Annotated in this window: 24 protein-coding genes; 20 read left to right on the top strand and 4 right to left on the bottom strand. The window is 68.1% G+C overall.

All coding sequences use genetic code 11. The features are described 5' to 3' along the window. Positions 1-7: 7 nt before the first annotated feature. Together CFP66_RS23345 and CFP66_RS23340 are read right to left on the bottom strand one after the other, a co-directional pair. Positions 8-199, bottom strand: coding sequence for a hypothetical protein (locus tag CFP66_RS23345; protein WP_094927262.1), 192 nt, complete (start codon positions 197-199; stop codon positions 8-10). Between the two features lie 38 nt (positions 200-237). Beyond that, complete coding sequence (locus CFP66_RS23340) at positions 238-1,548, bottom strand: lipopolysaccharide biosynthesis protein (protein ID WP_143517353.1); 1,311 nt, start codon at positions 1,546-1,548, stop codon at positions 238-240. Between the two features lie 380 nt (positions 1,549-1,928). Here CFP66_RS23340 and CFP66_RS23335 point away from each other — a divergent pair, with 380 nt between their 5' ends. The 10 genes from CFP66_RS23335 (at position 1,929) to cutA (ending at position 13,204) form a co-directional block, all read left to right on the top strand. Further along, complete coding sequence (locus CFP66_RS23335) at positions 1,929-2,549, top strand: response regulator transcription factor (protein WP_094927260.1); 621 nt, start codon at positions 1,929-1,931, stop codon at positions 2,547-2,549. Next, a complete protein-coding gene (locus tag CFP66_RS23330; RefSeq protein ID WP_094927259.1) occupies positions 2,546-3,880 on the top strand; it encodes a sensor histidine kinase in 1,335 nt (444 codons plus the stop codon). Before CFP66_RS23335 ends, CFP66_RS23330 begins: the two co-directional genes overlap by 4 nt. Before the next feature lie 669 nt (positions 3,881-4,549). Next, positions 4,550-5,365 carry a DNA/RNA non-specific endonuclease gene (locus CFP66_RS23325; RefSeq protein ID WP_198961618.1) on the top strand — a complete coding sequence of 272 codons (816 nt, stop codon included), beginning with the start codon at positions 4,550-4,552 and terminating at the stop codon, positions 5,363-5,365. 426 nt (positions 5,366-5,791) lie between these two features. After that, complete coding sequence (locus tag CFP66_RS23320) at positions 5,792-6,019, top strand: helix-turn-helix domain-containing protein (protein WP_094927258.1); 228 nt, start codon at positions 5,792-5,794, stop codon at positions 6,017-6,019. 46 nt (positions 6,020-6,065) lie between these two features. Beyond that, a complete protein-coding gene (locus CFP66_RS23315) occupies positions 6,066-7,229 on the top strand; it encodes a tyrosine-type recombinase/integrase (protein WP_233159643.1) in 1,164 nt (387 codons plus the stop codon). 863 nt (positions 7,230-8,092) lie between these two features. Continuing rightward, on the top strand, positions 8,093-8,728 hold the full coding sequence (locus tag CFP66_RS47335; RefSeq protein WP_143517352.1) for a hypothetical protein: 636 nt from the start codon (positions 8,093-8,095) through the stop codon (positions 8,726-8,728). A gap of 786 nt (positions 8,729-9,514) precedes the next feature. Then, positions 9,515-10,009: a nucleotidyltransferase domain-containing protein gene (locus CFP66_RS23305; RefSeq protein WP_094927255.1), complete on the top strand. Its 495-nt coding sequence runs from the start codon at positions 9,515-9,517 to the stop codon at positions 10,007-10,009. A 217-nt stretch (positions 10,010-10,226) separates the two neighbouring features. Beyond that, positions 10,227-11,867: a DUF6119 family protein gene (locus CFP66_RS23300; RefSeq protein WP_094927254.1), complete on the top strand. Its 1,641-nt coding sequence runs from the start codon at positions 10,227-10,229 to the stop codon at positions 11,865-11,867. A 620-nt stretch (positions 11,868-12,487) separates the two neighbouring features. Continuing rightward, positions 12,488-12,757, top strand: coding sequence for a hypothetical protein (locus tag CFP66_RS23295; RefSeq protein WP_094927253.1), 270 nt, complete (start codon positions 12,488-12,490; stop codon positions 12,755-12,757). 108 nt (positions 12,758-12,865) lie between these two features. Further along, entirely contained in the window at positions 12,866-13,204 is a 339-nt protein-coding gene (gene cutA, locus CFP66_RS23290) for a divalent-cation tolerance protein CutA (RefSeq protein ID WP_094927252.1), read from the top strand. On the opposite strand, the gene CFP66_RS47990 is transcribed toward cutA, so the two are convergent. Both CFP66_RS47990 and CFP66_RS23275 read right to left on the bottom strand, forming a co-directional pair. Further along, positions 13,142-14,578, bottom strand: coding sequence for an XRE family transcriptional regulator (locus CFP66_RS47990; RefSeq protein WP_158228179.1), 1,437 nt, complete (start codon positions 14,576-14,578; stop codon positions 13,142-13,144). The two genes, cutA and CFP66_RS47990, sit on opposite strands and share 63 nt — an antisense overlap. A gap of 299 nt (positions 14,579-14,877) precedes the next feature. After that, on the bottom strand, positions 14,878-15,291 hold the full coding sequence (locus CFP66_RS23275) for a GntR family transcriptional regulator (protein ID WP_094927250.1): 414 nt from the start codon (positions 15,289-15,291) through the stop codon (positions 14,878-14,880). 299 nt (positions 15,292-15,590) lie between these two features. On the opposite strand from CFP66_RS23275, the gene CFP66_RS23270 reads away from it, so the two are divergent. The 10 genes from CFP66_RS23270 (at position 15,591) to CFP66_RS49980 (ending at position 22,194) form a co-directional block, all read left to right on the top strand. Next, complete coding sequence (locus CFP66_RS23270) at positions 15,591-15,893, top strand: hypothetical protein (protein WP_094927249.1); 303 nt, start codon at positions 15,591-15,593, stop codon at positions 15,891-15,893. Between the two features lie 118 nt (positions 15,894-16,011). Continuing rightward, positions 16,012-16,482 carry a hypothetical protein gene (locus CFP66_RS23265; protein WP_233159641.1) on the top strand — a complete coding sequence of 157 codons (471 nt, stop codon included), beginning with the start codon at positions 16,012-16,014 and terminating at the stop codon, positions 16,480-16,482. A gap of 88 nt (positions 16,483-16,570) precedes the next feature. After that, the gene (locus CFP66_RS23260; RefSeq protein WP_143517348.1) at positions 16,571-16,765 is read left to right on the top strand and encodes a hypothetical protein; all 195 of its coding nucleotides are present in this window, start codon (positions 16,571-16,573) and stop codon (positions 16,763-16,765) included. Positions 16,766-17,028: 263 nt separating this feature from the next. After that, the gene (locus CFP66_RS23255; protein WP_143517347.1) at positions 17,029-17,217 is read left to right on the top strand and encodes a hypothetical protein; all 189 of its coding nucleotides are present in this window, start codon (positions 17,029-17,031) and stop codon (positions 17,215-17,217) included. Between the two features lie 304 nt (positions 17,218-17,521). Then, complete coding sequence (locus tag CFP66_RS23250; RefSeq protein ID WP_094927245.1) at positions 17,522-17,728, top strand: hypothetical protein; 207 nt, start codon at positions 17,522-17,524, stop codon at positions 17,726-17,728. A 126-nt stretch (positions 17,729-17,854) separates the two neighbouring features. Continuing rightward, the gene (locus tag CFP66_RS23245) at positions 17,855-18,130 is read left to right on the top strand and encodes a hypothetical protein (protein ID WP_094927244.1); all 276 of its coding nucleotides are present in this window, start codon (positions 17,855-17,857) and stop codon (positions 18,128-18,130) included. Further along, positions 18,127-18,309 carry a hypothetical protein gene (locus CFP66_RS23240; protein ID WP_094927243.1) on the top strand — a complete coding sequence of 61 codons (183 nt, stop codon included), beginning with the start codon at positions 18,127-18,129 and terminating at the stop codon, positions 18,307-18,309. Before CFP66_RS23245 ends, CFP66_RS23240 begins: the two co-directional genes overlap by 4 nt. Further along, complete coding sequence (locus CFP66_RS23235; RefSeq protein ID WP_094927242.1) at positions 18,306-19,625, top strand: DUF2637 domain-containing protein; 1,320 nt, start codon at positions 18,306-18,308, stop codon at positions 19,623-19,625. Before CFP66_RS23240 ends, CFP66_RS23235 begins: the two co-directional genes overlap by 4 nt. Next, positions 19,622-19,894, top strand: coding sequence for a hypothetical protein (locus CFP66_RS23230; RefSeq protein ID WP_094927241.1), 273 nt, complete (start codon positions 19,622-19,624; stop codon positions 19,892-19,894). The genes CFP66_RS23235 and CFP66_RS23230 overlap by 4 nt, the downstream gene beginning before the upstream one ends. Further along, a complete protein-coding gene (locus tag CFP66_RS49980) occupies positions 19,891-22,194 on the top strand; it encodes an FtsK/SpoIIIE domain-containing protein (RefSeq protein WP_094927240.1) in 2,304 nt (767 codons plus the stop codon). Before CFP66_RS23230 ends, CFP66_RS49980 begins: the two co-directional genes overlap by 4 nt. Positions 22,195-22,287 lie beyond the last annotated feature (93 nt).

Here is a 22,287-nt window from a genome sequence, read left to right as displayed (position 1 = left end):
CTCCCCATCACGACGCCATCGTGACCCCGAGGTGCTGTGACTGCACTGAGCGCGGCAGCGCGCACACCTTGTCGACACCACCGCAACAGCGGGCTGCGTTCTCGGAGGTGGTGTAGGGGTCGCCCGCACGTTCGGCGGCCGTCGCGAGGCGGGCAACGACGTGCTCCAGGGTCGTCTCGAGGACGATGAGGGCCTGCACCGCGACGTCATCGCATCCTCTGGTCGCTGCGTCACGTGTCAGTCCGCGCGACGCGCCCGGTGGTGCGCGTGGACGAGCAGCACACCGACGGCCGCGACGCTCTGAGCGGCGAGCCAGGCGACCCCGGTGGCGAGGACCCCCATGACGGGCATGAGGACCCAGCTGCCGGCGATCACCGCGACCGTGACGGAGGCGGGCAGGCCGAACAGCACCCGTCCGTCACCGCGCACCCTGGCCGCCCAGACGAACGACCAATTCACGGAATTGGGAATCGCTGAGAGCGCGAGCAGCACGAGCAGCAAGCTGCCGGTGCCGGCGTAGTGGGTCCCGAACAGCGACAGCAGCGGCTGCGCGAGCACAGCGCACGCCAGCACAGCGGGCACCACGATCACCAACGCCTTGCCGACCATGGCCCGACGGGCCACCTCGAGGGTGTCCGGTTCAGCGGCGGCGTGCACCACCAGCGATTGACCCATGCCGTTGACAACCAGGTAGAGCGCGTAGGCGATCGGCCACACCACGTTGTAGACGGCCGCCGCCTCGGCGCCGAGACGAGCCAGCACGACCAGCGGGAGACCGAACACGGCGGCCAGCAGGAAGACGATACCCGCGTAGTCGGCCCGGACGAAGGTGGCGACGTCGCGAACGGTGACGGCGGACGTGGATGCGGACGTGGGTGGTGCGGCGACGCGGTCGACGACGTCGCGGCGGGGGAGGACGCGCACCAGCCACACCGTGACGGCCAGCACGGTCACCGCAGTGCCCGCCAGCCAGGACGCGGCGATCCCGCTCCACAGCCCGAGCGCGGCCGCTCCTGCGAGGAACAGCAGCTTCAGGACGGAGAAGAGCAGGTTCTCGACGGGAACCGCGGCCGCCCGCTTGATCGCGGGCAGGAGGTAGTCCTGCATCACGAACATCGTCCACAGGGGGGTGGCCACCGTGAAGAACGCGAGCACCTCCGCCGGTCCGAACGCGGTGATCAGCTCCGGTGCCCACCAAGGGGCGCCGAGCGCGAACGCCCCGCCCGCGAGGGTCGCTGCCGCGACGGCCACGAGGTAGCAGAGCGCGACCAACCTGCGGGTGCCCCGACCGGCCACCGGCACGAACCGCAGCAGCGCGTTGCCGAGGTTGAGCTGCGCGATCGTGCCCAGCAGTGTCATCGTGGCCAGGAGGGTGCTGTTCAGGCCCACCGTGACCGGGTCGTAGAGGCGGGCGGCCACCAGCCAGAACAACAACCCGAGCACCGAGGTGATCGCCGAGCTCAGAATCAGCGCCAGCCCGTCCCGGTGTTGCGGGGAGCGCCACCCGCGCAAGGTACCCGCAGCGCGCGCCACAAAGATGGCCCGCACACGAGAGCGTCGGTTTCGAACGATTGTCGTCATCTTTCCAAGTTCACTACTTCGATACTTCCGTGTTGCCGCATGCCCGCCCCGACACACAGGGCAGCCGAGACCATTCACATGGGCCGGTCCTATTTGAGTTGAATCGAGGATCTCCACCCGCTCCCCCAAGTTACCTGCGATTCATCGCCGGTCATATCCTCAAAATATGGGGGTGGGGGTACCGGGCCGCGGTGATCGCTGCGGCTCGGCGGCCTCCGGACCGCAGCTCAGGACCAGGTGAGCCACCCTGGTCGAGGATGTGGGGAACTCAGCGGACCTTCAGGAGCCGTGGTTAGCCTCGTTCGCATCGGTGGGCGGTTCGGACGCCTCCGGATGCAAGGAGAGACGTGACCGTCAGTGGTGGTGGTGTGTTCCTGATCGACGATCACCGGGTCTTCGCCGAGACCCTGGCGCTGGCCGTGTCGACGCAGCCCGACCTCTCCTGCACGGGCGTGGCCCACTCGGTGCGCGAGGCGCGGTCGGTCCTGCACGGTCGTCCCGCCGAGGAGCTTCCCGACCTCGCGATCATCGATCTCGACCTGCCCGACGGCAGCGGCCTGCACCTGATCGCCGAACTGGCTCAGCACATCCCGGTTCTCGTGCTGACCGCCCATCCGCGGGTGGACGTCCTGCGACGCGCGAAAGCTGCCAGGGCGGCGGGCGTCCTCGGGAAGGACCAGCCGTTGCACGAGATCCTCGCCGCGGCGCGCACCGCGCTCGCGGGCGGGCCGGTGCAGTCGTGGGCTCCGGGTCCGGCCGTGCACCTGACCGGACGCGAGCTCGATGTGCTGTCCGGGCTCGGGCGCGGGCGCGATGCCACCCGCATCGCGGCGGATCTTGGTATATCCATCTACACGACGCGCGACCACATCCGCGCTCTGCTCGCCAAGCTCGGAGCGCACAGCCAACTCGAGGCGGTCGTCACCGCCGATCGACTCGGGCTGATCGCCGTCGGCGCCCGGACATGAAGGTCCGCACCACCGTTCTACGCCTCACCGGTCTGGCGCTCCTCGCCGCCGTCCTGCTCTCGGGCCTGGTGGCACTCGGGATCCGCTGGATCGGCGAAGCGGACGGCGAGCGAACGGCCGAGCGCGCGTCCTCACAGGTCGCGGCGTCGGTGCTCGACCAGCTCGCCCGACGTGACTTCACCGAGGGCGCGAACCTCAACCGGCAGGCGCTGCTCGCCGACCTGGAACCGTTCCTGCAGTCCGGGATGGTCTACCGGGTCAAGGTGTGGTCGGTGACAGAGCACCACGCCCAGATCGCATTCTCGGACGAATCGCGGGTCGAGTCGGCCGTACGCCCCTTCGACCCGCACCTCGCGCGCAGGCTCGACGCCGGCGAGGCCGTCGTCGAGTCGGTGCCCAACGACAACGAACACCGTTTCGAGATCGCACGCGCCGGCGATCTGCGCGAGGTCTTCATCGGGTTCCGCGACGCGGCAGGCACGCCGGCACGTCTCGAGGTCTACGTATCGGTCGATGTGGACACGACGGTGCGGCACGCCACGACCGTGCTGCTACCGCTCACGGTGGTCGGCGTGCTGGCGGTGGCGTTGGCGCTGTTCCCCCTGGCGGTCGGGGTGGCCCGCCGGATCGACCGCGACCGCCGCGAACGTGACGACGCCCTCCACTACGGGTTCGCGGCCGCGGAGCTGGCGCGGCGCGACGTCGCACACAAGCTGCACGACCACGTCATCCCCGATCTCGCGAGCGCCGGGTTGTTGCTCGACATCGCCGCGGACGTTCCGCCACCGCGCGCGAAGGAGCTCGTGTCCGACGCCAGGGCCAGGATCGGTGCCGACGTACACCGGCTGCGCGGACTCTTGTCGGAGCTGACCCCACCGATGCTGGATCCGGCCGGGGTCCGGACTGCGTTCGTCGGTCTCGTCGCCGGTCTGGCAAACAGCGGATGCCGAATCACCCTCGAGATGGCCGACGATCCCCACCTGGAGGCGGAGGTCGCCTCGCTGCTGCACCGAGCGGCCGGGGAGCTCCTACGGAACGCGGTCACCCACAGCGGCGCGAGCCACGTGCACCTCGCGATACGGCGCGACGGCGACCGAGTGCACGCCGTCGTCGCCGACAACGGCCGCGGCTTCAACCCCGCGGCACCAGCCGAATCGGGCCACATCGGTCTGCTCCTCGTACGCCGCGCCGTCGCGGACGCCGGCGGAACATTCACGATAAGCAGCGCCCGCGGTCGCGATCGACACGAGGGCACGGGAAGCTACGTCGAACTGGTCGTGCCCGGCACGGTCTCCTATGTGCAGTCAGCAGTCAGCCCACGGTTACGCTGAATCAACGCCGCCCGGGCCCCGGCATCCCAAGCTTCGAGCGGCTCTGACCTCAACCTCAGTGGGCTGGGCTCGCTCTAGTGCTGACGTGATCTAGGACGTCCGGCTACACGGGGGCGGACTGCGGGCGGACAGAGCACCGTGTCGCGGTGAGCATCAACTGGCTCAGTACCGCGACGCGCCGTCATTTCCACACCCACGTCATGCCGTGGTCCGTGGCCCGCTGCGTAGCGCTACCGTCTTTGTCCATGAACCCCCGCCAGTCGCAGGGGTGCAACAAGGGGGTGTTCGAGTCCCCCCTCTGACACCACCACGTATCACCCCTGCAACTCCCCACGTGCCAGTGCTCAAGCGCCCTTGAGCACGCTCGCGTCGCCTATGCGCTACCCGCAGCGTCCCAGCAGAGATGTCGCCGAGGAGGTCCATGATCGTCCCGCGCCGACCAACAGTCGCTCCGGTGTGCGCCTGAGGTCGAAAGCGTTTCCACCAACGGCGTCGGCCGTCGCGATGTCGGGCCGAGCTGTGGAGAACGCTGTGGGGCGTGACCCAGTTCTGTCCAAAGCCTGTGGGACTCGGGCGGCGTCTCGTCGACTTGGCATCGATCCGACCACAGGCCGGGCTGGGACACGAGGTGACATCCCGCGTTCACCCCGCACCCCTACGGTCGCCGTCGTGTCCACCCCCCACCCAACCGGCTACAACCCGGACTTCCTCGGCGTCCCCGCACCGATGCCCACCGCGCCCGGCGTGACGACCGTGCCCCTCGCCTACACCCACTTCTCCACGCTGCACCGCCCGGACCGCCGACTCGCCGCCGCCACCGCCGTCGCGATCGACGGCGCGACCCTGCGTCATGTTGAACGTTCCGACGACTGGCGGCTCGACGACCGGCGCCCGCCCGAGCAACAAGCCGGCGAGGAGATCTACGCCGACAACGACCTCGACCGCGGCCACCTCGTCCGACGCCGGGACCCTGTGTGGGGCGAGCAGGCCGAAGCCGAGCGGGCCGAGTCGGAGACCTTCTTCTACACCAATGCCGCGCCCCAGGCGTCATCGTTCAACCAGGACCGCGAGCTCTGGCTCGGCCTCGAGGACTACCTACTCGACAACGCCGCAGACCACGACCGCAAGCTCGTCGTGTTCACCGGCCCGGTCCTCACCGACGACGACCCGCAATACCGCGGCCTCCACATCCCCCTCCAGTTCTGGAAGATCGGCGGCTTCACCGTCGACGGCGCACTCGGCACGACCGGCTATCTGCTCGATCAAACCCCCCAGCTCGGTGACCTGCAGCAGGAGGGCGAACTGCCGCCGCTCGGGGAGTTCCGAACCTTCCAGGTCCCCCTCGCGCGGATCGCCGAACTCACTGGTCTCGACCTCGGTCCACTTGCGGCGGCCGACCGCATGCTCGTCCCCGAGCCCGCGGCGGCCGCGATCTCCGACCATGCAATCCGTCTCACGGCCTACGCCGACATCCGCGGTCTGTAGCGCTGCACACGCGGTCACATTGTGGTTACCCACGGGTAACGGTTCGAATCATCCTCGGGATTGCGAGTCCCAAGACGTCAGGCAGAAACGGAAGCCACAATCCCACTGCGCCGGCGTCGGCAAGGCTCTGCTCACCTTCAGCCCGTTGAGCGGCTCGCCGACGTCGCCGCCGGAGACACGGAGGCCACGCTCTGACCACGCGATGATCCGCGGGCGACCACGCCGGCGACCACTGCCTCAACGATCCTCCCCCAAGGGCCAGGTTGCCAAAGGAGGAGCCGATATGGCGGAGTCACGCCAAGAGCTGGGCGGCCGTTCTAGCGCTCAGCAATACTGTCTGGTTGAAGCAGCCAGGACTGCTGCGCGCTCGCTCTGCGTTGACGCCGGGTTGATGCGTTCGAGGGGATCGTGCGAAGCGGAGGCGCGATGAGCGCCCCTGGCAACGGGTCGGGGCCCAGCTGGCGGCTGTATCGCATTCCCGAAGCGATGCAGCTGCTGTCGCTCAGTCGAACCGTCATCTACGAACAGATCCGCGCGGGCCGACTTCGATCTGTCCGGCAAGGTCGGGCGCGTCTCATCCCCGCCGACGCGATTGCCGACTACGTCGCGCTCCTCATCACCGAGTCCGGACACGACGATGGCCGCCCGGCGTAGTCGCGGCGACGGCGGACTGCATTGGGACGAGACTCGACAGCGCTGGATGGCCAGTGTGACGGTGGGCTATACGCCGGCGGGCAAGCGGATCGTGCGGCGAGGCAGCGGGCGCACGAAGACCGAGGCCAGAAACAAGCTCAAGGATCTGATCCGCGACTACGACGACGGTGTCAGTGCTGCCCAACACGCGTACACCGTCGCCGACGCTGTCAACGACTGGCTCGAACACGGCCTCGGAAGCCGGGACCCGAGCACGATCGCCACCCGGCGCAGCTTGGCGAATCAGCACGTCATTCCGGCCCTGGGCGCGCGGAAGCTCCGTGACTTGTCCGCCGAGGACGTCGACAGATGGCTCGCCGAAAAGGCCGGCAGCCTCAGCACACGCACCGTGCAAGACCTCAAATCGATCCTCCGCCGCGCTATCACCCGCGCCCAAGCCAGGGACAAGGTCAAGCGCAACGTGGTGCTGCTCTGCGAAACCCCGACCGGACAAGCGGGTCGGCCATCCGAAGCCTTGACGCTGCCACAGGCACAAGCGCTCGTCGAACACGCGAGCGGCTCGACGATGGGGGCGTACGTCCTCCTGTCCCTGCTGACCGGCGCCCGGACCGAAGAACTCCGCGCCCTCACCTGGGGCCACGTCGACCTCGACGGCGACCCACGGGCGACACCACCCGTTCCGCCTCACATGATGGTTTGGCGCTCGGTCCGCGCCGGCGGTGACACCAAGACACGCAGCTCCCGCCGAACCCTCGCGCTCCCCCAGCGCTGCGTCGACGCACTTCGCGAGCACCGGGGGCGGCAGGCTGCGCAGCGCGCGCTCGCCAGGCAACGCTGGACCGACCACGACCTCGTCTTCGCCTCGGAGGTCGGCACCCGACTCGACGCCGCCAACGTCCGCCGAGGCTTCCGGCGCATCGCAACCGCCGCAGGACTCGACGCCAAGAACTGGACACCACGAGAGCTTCGACACAGCTTCGTGTCGCTGCTGTCCGACCAGGGTGTGCCGATCGAGCAGATCGCCCGCCTCGTCGGCCACGCTGGCGGATCAGCGGTCACCGAGACCATCTACCGCAAGCAGCTGCGCCCCATCATCGACGAGGGCGCGGCCGTCATGGATGAGGTCTTCGCCGTTCGTGGACGTAGTCACTCAGTTGGACACTCACCTCGCCCCGGGACGAGCAAACGGCCTGGTCCCGAGCTCCGCTAGAAGCTCCTGACCAGGCCGTTCGGCGGTGGGCGATACTGGGATCGAACCAGTGACCTCTTCGGTGTGAACGGCACCGGGTATGTCTTGCGAGCCCCCAGTTGTCTCGCCAGACACGCCTTGACCTGCATCGGAGCCGCGACGTATGTCAGCGCTCGCGGGCGGTTCCATCGCGTCTCAGTCCGACTCAGCTACAACTTTGGGCACCACCCCACACGCCTCGAAGTTACCGCCAAGCTGATTCGGCAGCCGGAGTAGCTTCGGCCCGCGCGCCACGCGGGGACCCGGTCGGAGATCGCACGCTCCCGCGCGAGCGCTTGCGCTGCAGAGGCTTCGTGCAGTTCCCGCAGAGCGCCGCCCTGATCAAGGACGATTCGCCTGAAGACGATGCACTCCCACTCGGGCATGCAGTGGCATGCATCCGTTGACCGGCTTGCGCCCCGGGATTGATGCACGCCAATTGCACGACCCGCACCCCACCCTTGCCACCATTCCGCACCCCGCCGACCCCGCCTCGCCCGAGTCCCTTGCTCGCTCGGCCATCCAGGAGACCTACCCGCCCGGCGAGGGCGCACTTGATCCAGAGCCTTTGCTGCCAGCACTCGCGCTACCGTTCTGCGTCGGCTGTTCGCTTCTCGGTATCGCCGAGGGCCGGCGAGTATCGGCGCGCAGGCCGCGTCGTCCCCAGCGTCCCGGCTTCGCCCCGGTCGTGGCTTCGATGACGGCATAGACATGCGAGCAACTGATGCTGTTGGATCTAGCCATGGCGACCCACGTCATCACGGCGCTGTTCGGGCTGGTCGTCGCGACCGGCGAGGCGTACGGAACCAAGGCCGCGGCGAAGAACGGCTGAAGGGAGTCGCCTTATGACAGTCCAGATGGCACCATGGCTGGGACCGGTCATTACTGGAGTATTTGTACTGCTCGGAGTGGTGATCGCTCAACTAATCGTGCTCCACGTCGACAGAGTTCGACGGAGGCGAGAGGATGCGTATCGATTAGTTGAGAAGCAGATGGATGTGTACGTTCAGTTTCTTGACGCCGGCGACACCTGGCTGGATTCGATAAGAAACTCCCTCAAGAAAGAAGGAGTGGACGTATCGCTGGCAGATAGAGACCTTCATCGATCCTACTCGCGGATTCAGATTGCCGGGGAGTCCGAAGTGAGCCAAGCAGCAACAATAGTATGGATACAGTCGCTCATTGTCCGCGACACGGCGGCGCTAGCAGTACAATCGCGCTCCTTGGATTCATCAGCTGAAAGGCAGCGCGCTAATCGGATCAGAGCATTCGAGAGTGCATGCGAGATGTTCGAAAAGGTGCAGGGGGCGTTTGTGAGGGAGGCTCAAAGTTCCCTTGGCGTAACCAGAGGCACCCCTGGCCCCCTAGTCCTTCCGACGGATATTCGAGAAAAGATGTCCTCAATGCCTGGATACGCCAACTTGGTGCGCTTGGCATCTGTGACGGACGATGACAAAACTCAACCAGGGCCGACGTCTTAGCTCTACAACCGGGACCACTTATAGAGCCGATCGTCGTAGCGCTCGGTCTGACCACATTTCTCCCATCCCACGCGATCCTGGCCCGCACTTGACGTGGCCGGAAGGAGTCAACCCGGAACCCTCGATCCCGCTACCGTCACGTGGAGGTACCTCGGCGCCAACCCGACCGAGTGTGTGAAGCCGCCCTCGATCGCGGAGCGGACGCGCAACACATGGAGCCCGAAAGAGCTGGGGCGGTACCTCGAGATCGCCCACGCCGATCGACTCTATGGCCTGTGGGTTCTCGTCGCTTCCACAGGGATGCGCCGCTCCGAGCTGTGCGGCCTGCAGCTCCCGGCGCTCGACCTAAACAACCGCACCGTCCAGATGACGACGACCCGAGTGATGGCCGGAGAGAAGGCCACGAAGGGCAGCGGCAAAGGAGCCCTGGCAGTCGTCGACTGCTGGCGCTGGACAGGTTCACGACCCAGGTGCTGCGAGAGCACGTGAGGCGACTGGTAGGAGAAGGAGGCGTTCGGCGATGCCGACCAGGACCACGGACTACCTGGGAGATCAGATCTGCCCGCGCGCCCGACGAGGGCGCCATTGTCGTGATCCCTTGACTGCCAGGCTCGGCCGCGGGGTCTGCGATCGTCTGTAGACGTTCCCGACCTGCGTAGCGCTTCTCATCGACGTCGCTGCTCGTGTCCACTTGTCCGGGACCGCTGCTGTCAAGCGTGGCTGTCAGCCAGGCGCCTCCGCTGTGGCCGCGCAGCGATCGAACGTTGGGGGACGCAGACTGCCGACATGAAGGCCGACGAAGTCCACAATCTTCTGGACGCTCTCGCTGCCGCCGGCTGCCACGCATGGATCAGTGGTGGATGGGGAGTCGACGCCCTGGTCGGGCATCAGACCCGTCCACATCGCGATCTAGACCTGGCCATCCCTGCGGAGCACGAGGCTGCTGCGTTGCAGGCTCTCGGCCAGTTGGGCTACATCATCGAGACCGACTGGCGACCGGTTCGCGTCGAGCTCGTGTCCGAGGGACGAGGCCGAGTAGACCTTCACCCACTGACGTTCGACGGCGCTGGCGACGGACACCAGGCTGGTCTCCATGGCCGCAGCTTCTACTGGCCCAGAAGCTGCTTCACCACCGGCACCATCGCGGCCCGGCCAGTCGGCTGCATCTCGGTCGAGCAGCAACTGCTGTTCCACAGCGGGTACGAACCTCGTGACGTCGACCGCGCTGACCTGGCGTCGTTGCGAAGACTCGGCGACGGCCCACGTGATCGTGATCTGTAAGCCGGACCATGGCTCGATCTTGCACGGAGTCGGTGAAATCGCTCTGACCAGCGGCTACACCTTCTACCGCTTGACGCTATTCATCAGGTTGTTGTGGGCTCCCGTGCCCCACTCGTGCCCCAGCACACGATCATGAAGGCACAGCTCCGGTGGGTAACGACGGCGACACGAAGCGCGAGCTACATCGTGGCACATAGCGACGTCGCAACGGGGGATCATGGCCAGCTCGCCGCTGACGCTCTACCTGTTCCGTGATGGTTTGACTCTGACGAAGTCTCGACTACGACGGCCCAGCGACTACTCGGAGGTCCCGCTGATCGATCCCCCCGGAGAGGGGGTCGCCTGGCAGCTCTACGTAAGGCAGGCTCCAGTCGCACCAGTACCGTGGCTTGATCGACTGCGAGTGATCATGCAGCAGCCTGACTTGCCTCGGATCACTCGGCAGTCAGCAGGTGGCGTGCTACTGATCGCAGCGCACGGCCGGCTGTGGGCTGCCACTTTTGGGACGGGCTTTCATGCCATTGATCAAGCGGAATGCGAACCCAGCTTTGGTCTCCGAGTTGCTGCCAACAAGATCGATCCCCGCCGTGTCACATTAGCCGAAACACGGGGCCTTGAGAAAGGCGCTCGCAACGCGGTAAGCATGCTGCCTCTCGCCGGCGAGATATATGGATTGCGAGTAGCAAGCAATGAAGAGTGGATTCGTCGCTTCGGTGGACGAATCCTCGACAGCAACTTTGCTATCAGCGCCGCAGGAGCAGACTCCTTGCACCTCGGACTCGACGACTTCAGCCTGCGGGACCTACCTGCCAAGTTAGGTGACATCCTTGCCGCCTACGAATCTGAGGACTACAAGAAGGACTTTCCGTTTCTTGATTACTTCCGCCAATTGCCGCGCAAGCACCATCTCATTCCAGAGCTCGACTCTGCCGTCGACGATCTCCTACGCCAACGCGATCTGACGATTGGATTCGCCAGTCCAGACACGATCAATACCATTCATCCGGATGAGTACTCACTCAAGTACGGTCGAACTGAGGTTTCCGTTGGAGAGTTGACCGCAGAGACCGTTTATTGGGCACTAGACGAGCTGAAAGTAACGGAAAATCCGCGCGACCGAGTCATTGTAATGCCGCGCGGCGGTGACGCCTCGGGCGAGGAGCGCTATACGCTTGGGCGCTATATCGTGGCCAACGTAAAACTGGTCGTTGATGAGCGCCCCACCGAATTCGCCTTGACCGCTGGCACCTGGTTCAGGATCGACCAGGCGTACGCGGAACTGGTGAACCGGTTCATGACTACCATTGATGACATCACAGACACGCTTCAGCTGCCAGCTTGGGATGATGAATGGCTCAAGGCAAATATCAAGGATGGCCGCTACCCTGAGGATCGCTACAACAAGTTCGTAAGTGACGATCGGAATTTCAAGCTACTCGACTACCAGTTCTACCGCGGGGAAATCGGAAGCGGGCAGCAAGTGGAGATCTGCGACTTGCTGACTTCCGCAAAGGAGCTCATCTGCGTCAAGCGCCTTGACAGCGGGAAGTCGATGGCACACCTTTTCGCTCAAGGCGCGCTGTCAGCAAGCATGATGCGCGACCCAGCGTACCAAGAACGGGTCCTAGAGGATCTACAAGCAGCAGGTGGCGAAAACGCCTTCGGCGAGGCCCGCGATTGGACATTCGTGTTTGCCGTCGCAACTAGTCGCACAGGCTCACTGCATGAATTGCTTTCATTCTTTGCGAAGGCGTCACTTTACAACAACGCCGACCTCATCAAGGGCCGAGGTTTCAACGTTGCACTAGCGAAGATTGAGCATCGTCCCTGCCACGCGACTCCGAAGAATTCGGATTAGGCACGCATCCCTGCCCATCCCCGCGATCCTGGCCGCCCCTTCACATGATCACGAGGTGTCAACCCGGAACCCCCGATCCCGCTACCCCGCCACGTACGGACCGGCGCAGGTGCTGTCAGCGTGTCACTAGCGGGATCGGGGCGCGCAGCGGGGTTGACACCTCGCGATCATGTAAGACGATCTGCGGCCAGCGGGGATGGCCCACTACTCGACGTCGCCCAGCTTTCCCTTGCCGGCGCATGGCCGGCGGCCCATAGGCGCGCGGCCGCCCGTGAGCGGAGCGGCAAGGTAGCGGCCGCGCATGCCGTCCGGCGCAGTCCGGGCCCGCCCCCGGCAGGGGACGGCTTGAAGACGTATGGAAAGTTCTCACCGCACCACAGTGTCGGCACCCCACAGAGTCGAGTGCCCTCCCCGCTGCGTGCCACCGTCAGGCGCTGAGACGACCCGCTGCTGTGCTCGATGTGAAGCCGGCAGCCTCGGCGTACTCGCCAAACCGGACACCGCTCGGGTGAAGACTGCCACGTAGTCTCGAACAGGTGTTCGATGTGGGAGTAGAGTCCTACCCGCGGCCGGGCCGGGGAAGGGCCCGGCCGCACGACCACCCGAGGGGACAGCCCGCCATGACCACGCCGTACTACGCCGACGAGCGTCACAGCGCCACCGCGGTCGCCGACGCTAGGGCCATCGCCGAGACCGCCGCGATCCTCCGCCAAGTCGCCGCCCACGACCGGCACGTCGACGTCCGGCGCGGTGACGTCAGCACCAGCCTCGCCGCGCTCGTCGATGCCGTTGGCCGCGGCTACCGGCAGGCGCCGAGCGAAGTGGCGGCCTGCGTAATGGCTGTCGTCAGCGCGGTGGACCGGGCGACCGGGAACCGGCGCACCGACTGACGGTGCCGCCGCCGTCCTCGCCGAGCGAGGGCGACTGGCCGACAGGCTCCGCAGTTTCGACACACCAATGCCCACTCCGGCGAGCACGACCCTCGTAGGCTCGACGGCATGACCCAGGTACTCGACGTGACGACAGCTGCCCCGACCCGCGAAGCCGCGGTACGACTCGCAGAGTCCGCCATCAAAGCCGGGCTCGCAGCTGGAGGTCAGGTCTCGGGACCGGTCGCCTCGTTCTTCTGGCACAACGGCGAGTTCGGGGAGGGCGAGGAATGGTCGGTCTCCCTCAAGACGACTGATGCTCGCTACCCGGACCTCGAGGCGCACCTCATCACTCATCACGAGTGGAACAACCCTGAGGTGACGGCAGTGCGGCTTGCGCAGGCGTCAGCTGCGTACGTCGCGTGGGTTGAGCGCGTCACTACTGAGCAGGTCCCGCACCACGCTTAGGTCGCGGTGTGGCGTGAGGCGGTTCGCAACCGCGGCGAGTCGCTGCCTGGGCCGTACCGAGGCCACATCGCCCATGATCTCGAGGCTCGATCGCGTGACGGCGGCGGCCTGCTCGATCTCACCAGCATCGATGTAGGAGTCGGCCAACCAGGACGAGTAGAGCGCCTTGTCGCGGGCGTGGATGTTGCTGTAGCGCCCAAGCGCAGATTCCAGCACCGGGACCGCGCGCAACGGTCGACGCAGCTCGCTCCAGCATCGGCCGCTCATGATGGCAAGCTCAGTCTCGTCGACCCAGGCCGCGTAGTCGGGTGTCATGTTGGATCGCTCGGCCAGCGCCTCCTCGGCGAGACCGAGGCTGGAGGCGGTGGCCTCGACGTCCCCGTCAAGCGCAAAGGTCCACGCGGCGCGCGAGTGGAGCAGGACCCGCACGCCGGCCTCTACGCCGTCTTGCTGGGCAGCGAGGACCGACTTTTCTGAGAGGACGCGGGCAGGTCGATCGAGTGCAATGAGCTGATAGGCGTGCAGAGCGAGTGCATTGCCCGCGAGACCCGGCTCGCCGGCCTCGTCGGCGGCGCTGTGGCTTTCGACGTAGTGCGCACGTGCGAGGTCGTGCCATCCGGCGTCGAAGGCCGCCCAGCCAGCTTGCTGTGATTGCTCAGCATGCAGGGCCAGCAGCTCGCGACGAACGGACTCGCCAGGACTGGCGGTGCGCAGCATCTGGGAGGAGACCTGCGCCTCAGCGGCGTACAGGCCGTAGGTGTCGGCGCCGCCCATGTGGACGTCGAGCGCGCGCAGGCCAACGAGCCGTCTCCGGAGTTCGTCGACGACGTCCACCGATGCCCGCCCGCTCGCGCCGACGCCCAGTCCTGCGGCGAGCAGGCCACCGACAGCCATCGCCGATCCGGCTCGGAGAAAATCTCGACGAAGCATCCAGCCCTCACCGTCTTCCGTGGTCGTCCCGACGCTTCCGGTCGATGACGACGCTATGGCGAGTGCGGGTGCGCTGGGAGGGCAATCCGCGGGCAAACGGGGTGCCGTTTGGATGGCGGGCCGAGGGCTCGTCAGTGGGAGCGGGGCGCCGAGCTGGCCGAGAAGCCGCCGGTAGACGGCCTGAGGGCGCGCAACCGTGCCGCCCTCCCAGCGACCGACGAGGCGGGTGTCGAGTCGCGTGCCGCGATCTTCGTTCGACTCGAAGGCACGCTTGATGATGTTGTCGACCAGCTCCTGCTGGGACCAACGCATCGTCTCGTCGCGCCACCGACGGAGCTGAACCCCCCACGGCTCCTCGGATGTGGCCTCTGACGAGGTCACGTCGCCCCCCTCCGCGCCCACGCCCTGCCGCTGTTCTGCCGGGCAGATGCCGGGTGTTGCCACCCCTCCGACCTCAGAATTCCCCGCCGCCGCCGGGATCGTCAATGCCATCAACAGCGCGGGTTCACGGCACAGGAGGACGAGATGGCGCGCAAGCCAGCGATGATGCCGATGGCGAGTAGCAGCAGCGGGGCCGGCCGACGCTTTCTAGCGTTGCTGGCAGTGTGCGTTGGGGTGGCGCTTGTGCTCCGCGACCCGATCGGAGCAGCTCACTTGGTGCAGCGCCTCGCGGACGGGGCGGGCGACGTCGTCGACGCTCTCGGCAGGTTCGGTTCGGCCTTGTCGAGGGCTTCGTGAAGCTGTCAGGACGCGCCACGCTGTGCTTCCTCGACCTGAGCCAGCCTCTCGTGAACCGCGTCGAGGCCCGCCCGCAGAGCCGCGGCCTGCTCCTGCTCGGCGCCGTCGATCCGTTCTCGGAGAGCGACGATCTCACTACGAAGCTCGCGAACTTGATCCGCGAGTCCTTGATCATCCGGTTCGGCGGCCGGCAGCTCGCGAACGAAGCTTCCCAGGCCCGGGACGCTCGTGACGTAGCCATCAGTCACAAGCTGCGCCACCGCGCGCTGAGCAGTTGCGACCGTGACACCGAACCGCTTCGCGAGCTCTCGCACGGACTGCAACTGCTCGTCCGGCTTCAGCCTGCCCGCACGGATCTCTCCGATGAGCTGGTCGGCGATGGCTCTGTACGGGTGCCCCGCGCTGGGTGAGAGCTGCATGCCCGAAGGGTATCGGCCGTACTAGGCCGTTCTAGACCACCTGATTGGAGCATCGACAGATGCGAAGGGACGACCCTACAGTCGGCTGTACTAGGTCGTATCAGAACGCTCTAGTACAAGATTCGGATCTTGGAGAGGATGAGATGGGCAGCAAGGTCGATCCAGCAGCGCGGGCCTCACACGGGGGTTCAGCGCGACCCGCTCGCCGGGGAGCAGTCGGGTCGCCGTCACATCCGTTGGCGGATGTGGCGCGGCGTCGGTGTCAGGGACTGCATCAGCAGCGTTCGGCGGGCGCCGTTGTGGCGTGTGCGGAGTGCTGGGAGCGGGCGATCCGCGACGACGAGCGCGCGGTGGTGCTGTTCGGATTGCCGCGAGAGATCGAGCCGGACCCGGCATACGTGGACGAGGTCGCGGTGGAGCGGGCGGTGGCCGGGCACCGGCAGCGACTGACGCCGGTCGAGGAGGCCAGGGCCGTCGCCATTCTGCTGCGGCGGGGGTGGAGCGACACGCGGATCGCGGAGTGGCTGGGCATCCGGGCGCCGCGGGTCATCGATCTGCGCTCCGGTGTCCTGACGACCAAGGTCGGGAAGGACGCGGCCTGATGCACAACCTGCTGATCCGGCCGTGCCGAGACCTGCACGAGTCGATGCTGCCCGCCCACGTCGTGCCAGCACCGCGGGCAGGTGCGTGATGCGCAGCTCGATCGTGACGTTGTCAGCCTTGGGCAGTCTGTTCGGGCATCACGGCGGGGACTACCTGGTGCAGGACGACTGTATGGCCGCGCACAAGCAGCAGCACACCCCCCGCGGCCGTCGGGAGTTGGCGTTGCACGCCGGCACCTACGCCGCCACCCAGGCCGCGACGAAGGCCCTGTTCTACCGGGCCGCCGGGGTGCGTGTGCCGCTGCTGGCGCAGGTGGCCGGTGCGGTAGTGGAGGGCGTGCTGCACGCGGTCATCGACGACGGCCGGCTGTTGGAGCGGTTCTCCCGGCTCGGTCGCGGCCGGGGCCGGTTCATCGACCAGTGGGGCGAGGTGTTGGGCCGTCAGGAGCGGTTCCACGGGTTGGCCTCGTCCGGAGTGAACGGCCGAATGTTGATGGACCAGGCCGCGCACCACCAGGTCCAGATCCCGGCCGGCGTCCTGGCCACCGTCGCGGTCGCGGCGTGGGTGGGTCGGAAGCGGTGCCGGTGATCGAGCGCCACGTCGAGTCGGCCGGGTGCATCTCGGCCGGCTGGGCGAGGTGCTCGATCACCGGCACCCGCACCAGGGGAGAACCGAAATGGGATGGAAGACCGCAGCCCGGAAGGCGGCCACGACCGCCGCGCGGGCGGGAACCGGGGGCGGCATCGGCACCGACCGGGCCGGTGGGCGGCTGAGCTGCCGCCACTGCGGACGGCCGGTCCGCTCGACGCTGGGCGGGGTGTGCAGCCGCCCACGTTGCCACCGCCGCGACGTGCTGGCCGAGGAGAGCTGAGGTGCGGGTGCGCAGTCGCTGCACGGCGTGTGGCCGCCCGATCGTGCTGCCGCCGAACGGCAGCCCGGTCCCGGCGGTGTGTCGCAGCACGGCGTGCCGGGTGCGTAACCGGAGGCGTCGGTAACCCGCCCCCCGCGCAGCGCAGGGGCGGGCGCCCCCGCATCGAGCGCGCGAGATGTACATCAACAAGGAAGGAACCTGAGTTGTCAGCGTCCTATCTCCAGAGGAAGCGCCTCCGTGAGCTGCACAGCGAGTTGAGTGCCGTGCAGAACCGCATTCGCCAGATCGACACACCAGGCAGGCGTGAGGTGAAGCGCCTCGAACGCGCCGGCTATTACCGCGACGCGTCCTTGGAGTACGAGGAAATGGTGAACAAGTTGCAGCCGCTCTGGAAGGAACAGACGCGGCTCGAACAACAGATCGACGAAGCAGAGCGGCGACTCGATCGATGATGGCTCGCAGGTCTGACGACGAGCCCTGGCCCGAGTTCTGCCCGAAGTGTGCGAGGACCCGAGGCTGGACGCAGGAATCCCGCTACGGGGAGGCGCACTGGGAGGGCCGCCGCTTCATATGCCTCGACTGTGCACACGACTGGCCTTCCGGGAAGGGCATCCCCTGGAATGGACGGTAGACGAAAGAACAGGGCCCCCTCTCTAACAGGGCCCGCAAGCGACTCGCGGTTTCGCGCGATTAGGCGCTCGCGATAGCAGGATCGATGGCGTACAAGGCAAGACCCATCACCAGGAGGAACCAGCAGTGAAGACCTACACCAAGCAGCTAAAGGACGTCCGTGTCGGTGACGTCGTGAAGGGCCACGCCGGTGGCTGGCTGGAAATCACCAAGATCGAACGTGAGCAGCGCGCCGGCGGCCTGCACCTGTTCATGCACGGCCGCGACGTGGACTCCGGCGAGTTCGGGCCGATCTACGGCGACGGCCACGAGACCCGCACCCTGCGCCGCTAACCCCGCCCCTGGCCCGGCGTCTCTTCCGGCAAGTCGAACCGCCGGGCCAGGGGTTCCTACCCCCATCCACCACACCCCCGCACGCTGCACCAACAGCGATCAGGGGCCGGTATCAGGAGACCCCGAATGGTAGGCACCACCACCCTGGACGACACCACCAACTGCCCCATCGCTGACCGCTGCGCCGGCTGCGGAAGCCGCACCCGGCTCACCCCGGCGATCGCCGACACCCCGGTGGGCACCCTGTGCCTGACGGTGTGCCCGGCCTGCATCCGCCACCACGTCCCGCCCCGGCTCAGCGTGCCGCAGGCCGTGTACGCAGCGGTCGCGCACTGCGAGCACCTGGGCATCGACGCCGACGAGATGGCCGCGCTGCGTGCCGCCGAGCGGGGTGGGCGATGAGCCACCGCGCCGGCCGGCACCGCCCCCGACGCCAGCACCCGCGCTGCCCGTCGCGCGGCTACTTCGACGACCTCGACGACGCCCGCCAGGCCGCCGACCGCCTCGGCTCCGTGGCCGCATCCTGCCGCCGCTGCGGCGGCTACCACCTCGAACTCCCGCAGAAGGCAGGACGGCGATGAGCACGAGCTTCTACGACGTACGCGCCGAGCGGCGCGTCGCGGCCGCGGTGGCCGACGAGCACCGCGCCGCCGCCGCCGAACGCCTGGCCGCCGCCGAGACCGCACGCGAGACCGCGCGGATCGAGGCATCCGCCCGCGCCGCTGAGCTCGAGGAGCAGGCCACCGAGCGGGCACAGGTCCGCAAGGCCGCCGCGAAGGCCGCCCGGGCGCAGGCCCGACGCGACCGGATGGCCGCGCGCCGTGCCCGTGGCATGGCCCGGTGGCAGAGCATGCGGGCGGGCGCGCCGGGCTGGGGGATGGCCGCGTTGTGGGCGGCGGTGATCGTGGCCCCGCTGCTGCTGACCTGGACTGCGCAGACCGCATTCGCGGCCGAGCAGCTCGGGATCCCGGTCGGCATGGCGTGGCTGTTCCCCCTCGCGGTGGAAACGGGGGCGTGGGTGTGCGCGTTCGAGGCGCATCGCCGCACCCGTGACGGGCGCCCGGTCGGGTCGCTGCCAGCGTGGATGTGGCTGTTGGCCGGTGTCGCAGCCGGGATCAACTTCGCCCACGGCGTCACCGGCCCTCATGGGGCGGTGGCTGGGCTGGCGTTGGCGGTGCTGTCGGTGCTCGGGGTGCTGCTGCACCACGTGCGCCAGTCCCTGGACCGCGCCACCCGCGCTCACGGCGAGCACGCCCTCACCGCGTTGCGGGGGCGGGCAGCCCGGTGGGTGTGGCACCCGTTGCTGTCGCTGCGGGCGTGCTCGATCGCCGCCCGCACCGACGCCCGCCCGGATGAGGCGTGGGCGGCGGCGCACCTGGACCGGTACGGCGTCGGCCCGGACGCCTCCCGCCGCGACCGCCGGGTCGGACGGGTCATCGCCCGCCGTCAGTGGAAGGCCGACCGCACCCGCGCGAAGGCCGACGGGTTCATCACGGTCGGCGGCATCATCCTCGCCCTCCCACCCACGGAGATCACCGGGAAGCCGGCCACGGCAACGGTCCCGGCATCACCGAACGGGACGACCGACCCGGCCCCGGTCGATAACCAGCCCGACACGTCCGGGACGGCCGACGGCACCGAGCAGGTGGCCGCCGTACAGCAGGAACAGGCCTGGGAGACCACGCCGGGGCTGTCACCGCGGGCGATCGCCCTACTCGCCCGGGCCCGCACGGCGATCGCCGCCGGGGACCTTCCGGCCCGGCCGTCCGCGCACGCCATCCGCAAGCAGTTCGGCGGCAGCTCCGACACCGCACAAGCCGTCCGCGACGCCCTCGCCGCCACCGCCCACGACCGCCCAACCACCGGCGCTACGGGCGCCACCGGAGGAACCCGATGACCTACATCCAGCACGCGCTGAAGGTGCTCAACCGGGCCTGCCCCGGCCTGGCCCCCGAACTCGCCCAGCTCTACGCCCTACTCGCGCTCACCCGCGGCAGCCGCACGACCTTGCAGGACGTGCACGACGCATGGGCCGTGTGGCGCAACACCACCCGTCCCAACCACCCGTCCCTGGTCCCGTTCGACCAGCTCAGCCAGGACGTGCAGGAGCTGGACCGCAAGTACATGCAGGCCATACACCGCACCGCCCGGGAGGTGACCCGATGACGACCACCACAACCACCGGGGCCAGCCACGATCCTGAGCCTCGCCCGGACAACGTCGTCGACTTCCGCAAGCCCACCCCGCGCGAAACCCCACCGCCGCCCGCCGACGGACTGGGCGGACAGGTGACGCCGCTCGTGCTCGACGCCGAGATCGTCGACGAGGACGACACCGCAGCTGCCCGGCCGGGGAGCGCGGTGGCGCTGCGCCGCGCCGGCGCCATGGCGCGCCGCCAGACGGTGCACGTCGTCACGACCGCGGTCCGCCACCCTCGCACCCGCACGGTCGCGAAGGGCACCGCCCGCCAGGTGTGGTTCCCCCTCGCCGGCGCCGTGGTGGTCGCGCGGCGGTGGCAGGACACCCACGGTGCCCACCGGTATGAGCGGATGATGCGCGCCGCCGAAACCGCCGGCGACCACGAAGCCCTCCTGGAATGGGAGTCCCGCGACGTCGCAGAGAAGCAGCGCCGCCACCAGCGGGTCATGGACTGGATCACCAGCCCGTTGGAGCTGGTCAAGGCCCTCGGGGTCGGGGCCGCAGCCGCGGTCGGGCTGCTGCTCGCCCTCGGGGTGGTGCTGGCGGTCGCGAACCGCGACATCGCCCAGGTGATCGGCCCCATCACCGCCGTCGTGAATGCGGTCGCGTTCCTGGTGTGGTTCCTCACCGCCTACGGCGCCCTCCTACTCACCGGGCTCACGGTCGCCGGGATCGCCTACCTGTGGGCCGTCGGCCGCGCCCAGGTGCAGCCCCCGGCGTGGGTCGCCCCCGCCACCGCGCCGACCGGTCGGGACGTGGTGCCCGACGAGGGCGCGATCCTAAACGCGCTGCGCAACCTCGGCCTGCCGCCGTTGGACCGGAAGGTGAAGGAGGGGTGGCAGCCCCGGTGGGTGCAGCCGACGTGCCGGGACGGGAAGGGCTGGCGCACCCAGCTCGAACTCCCACCCGGCGTCACCGTCGAGATGATCAACGGGAAGAAGCCGGTCCTGGCGCACAACCTGGTGCGCAAGGCCGTCGAGGTGTGGCCCACCGAGCCCCGCGACGCCGCCGGCGTGCTGGACCTGTGGGTGGCCGACCAGGGCATCCTCACCCGCCCCATCGACCCGTGGCCGCTACTGGCCAAGGGGACGGTGGACTACTTCAAGGGTGTGCCGTGTGGGCATGACCAGCGCGGCGAGACCATCACCGGCCGGTTGATGGCGTCGAACTACGCGATCGCCGGAACGATGGGATCGGGAAAGACGTCGCTGGTGATCTGCCTGCTCTGCGGGGCGATCCTGGACCCGCTGGTGGACATCGACGTGTTCTGCATGGCCTACAACGTCGACTACGACCCGCTCAAGCCCCGGCTGCGCACGCTGGTCAAGGGCGATGAGGACGAGCACGTCGTCGCCGCCATGGACGGGCTGCGCGAGCTGCGCTCGGAGGTGTCGCGGCGAGGGAAGCTGTTGGAGGAACTCGGCGGAGATGAAACGAAGGTGACCCGCGAGCTCGCGCAGCGGGACGCCCGGTTGCGGCCGCGGGTCGCGGTGTTCGACGAGTGCCAGGAGCTGTTCCGGCACAAGGAGTTCGGCGAGGAAGCCAAGGAACTCGCCATCAAGGTGATGACCAAGGCCCGCAAGTGTGCGATCACCCTGATGTGGGTCACCCCCGCCCCGTCCGCGGACAGCCTGCCGCGGGACCTGGCCAAGACCGCCTCGCACCGCGCGTGTTACGCGATCGGGGACCACCAGGGCAACGACGCCATCCTCGGCACCGGCGCCCACCGCCAGGGCATCACCGCCACCACGCTGGTCCCCGGGGAGGACGTCGGCACCGCGATGGCGTCGGGGTTCGCGACCCGGCCGGGGCTGCTGCGCAGCTTCTACATCCGCAAGGACCGCGAGATCGACCAGATCACCCCGGTCGTCGAGCGGGCGATGGCCGCCCGCCAGGGCGCCGGCATCACCACCGCACCGGCTGCGGCTGTGGAGCCGGTCGACGAGCTGGACCCGCTCGCCGACATCGCCGCGGTGCTGGTCGGGCACAAGCGGCTGCGCACCCAGGAAGTCCTGTCCCTGCTCGCCGCCCACAACCGGAGCGTCTACGGCAAGTGGACGTTCGCCGACCTCGCCGACGCCCTCCCCGACGCCGCCAAGCCCTACAAGACCGGCGGCCACATGCAGGTGTCCGCCGCCCGCGTCGCCGAAGCCATCGCCGACCGCGACACCACCGACCACACCGACGACAGCGCCGGCGGGGACGCCGAGGACGTGCTCGGCGGCGGCGCCGAGCTGGACGACGACGACATCGAAGCCGACCACTGACAGTCACCGGCACGGGCGGGGTGGTGGAGGGAGGCGGCGAGGGAGGTCACGCCGAGCGAGGGAGTTCTCCCTCACCGCCTCCCTCGCCCCGCC

It is taken from the genome of Pseudonocardia sp. MH-G8, assembly GCF_002262885.1.
In the GTDB taxonomy this organism is placed as follows: domain Bacteria; phylum Actinomycetota; class Actinomycetes; order Mycobacteriales; family Pseudonocardiaceae; genus Pseudonocardia.
This window is presented reverse-complemented; position numbering and strand designations above follow the sequence as displayed.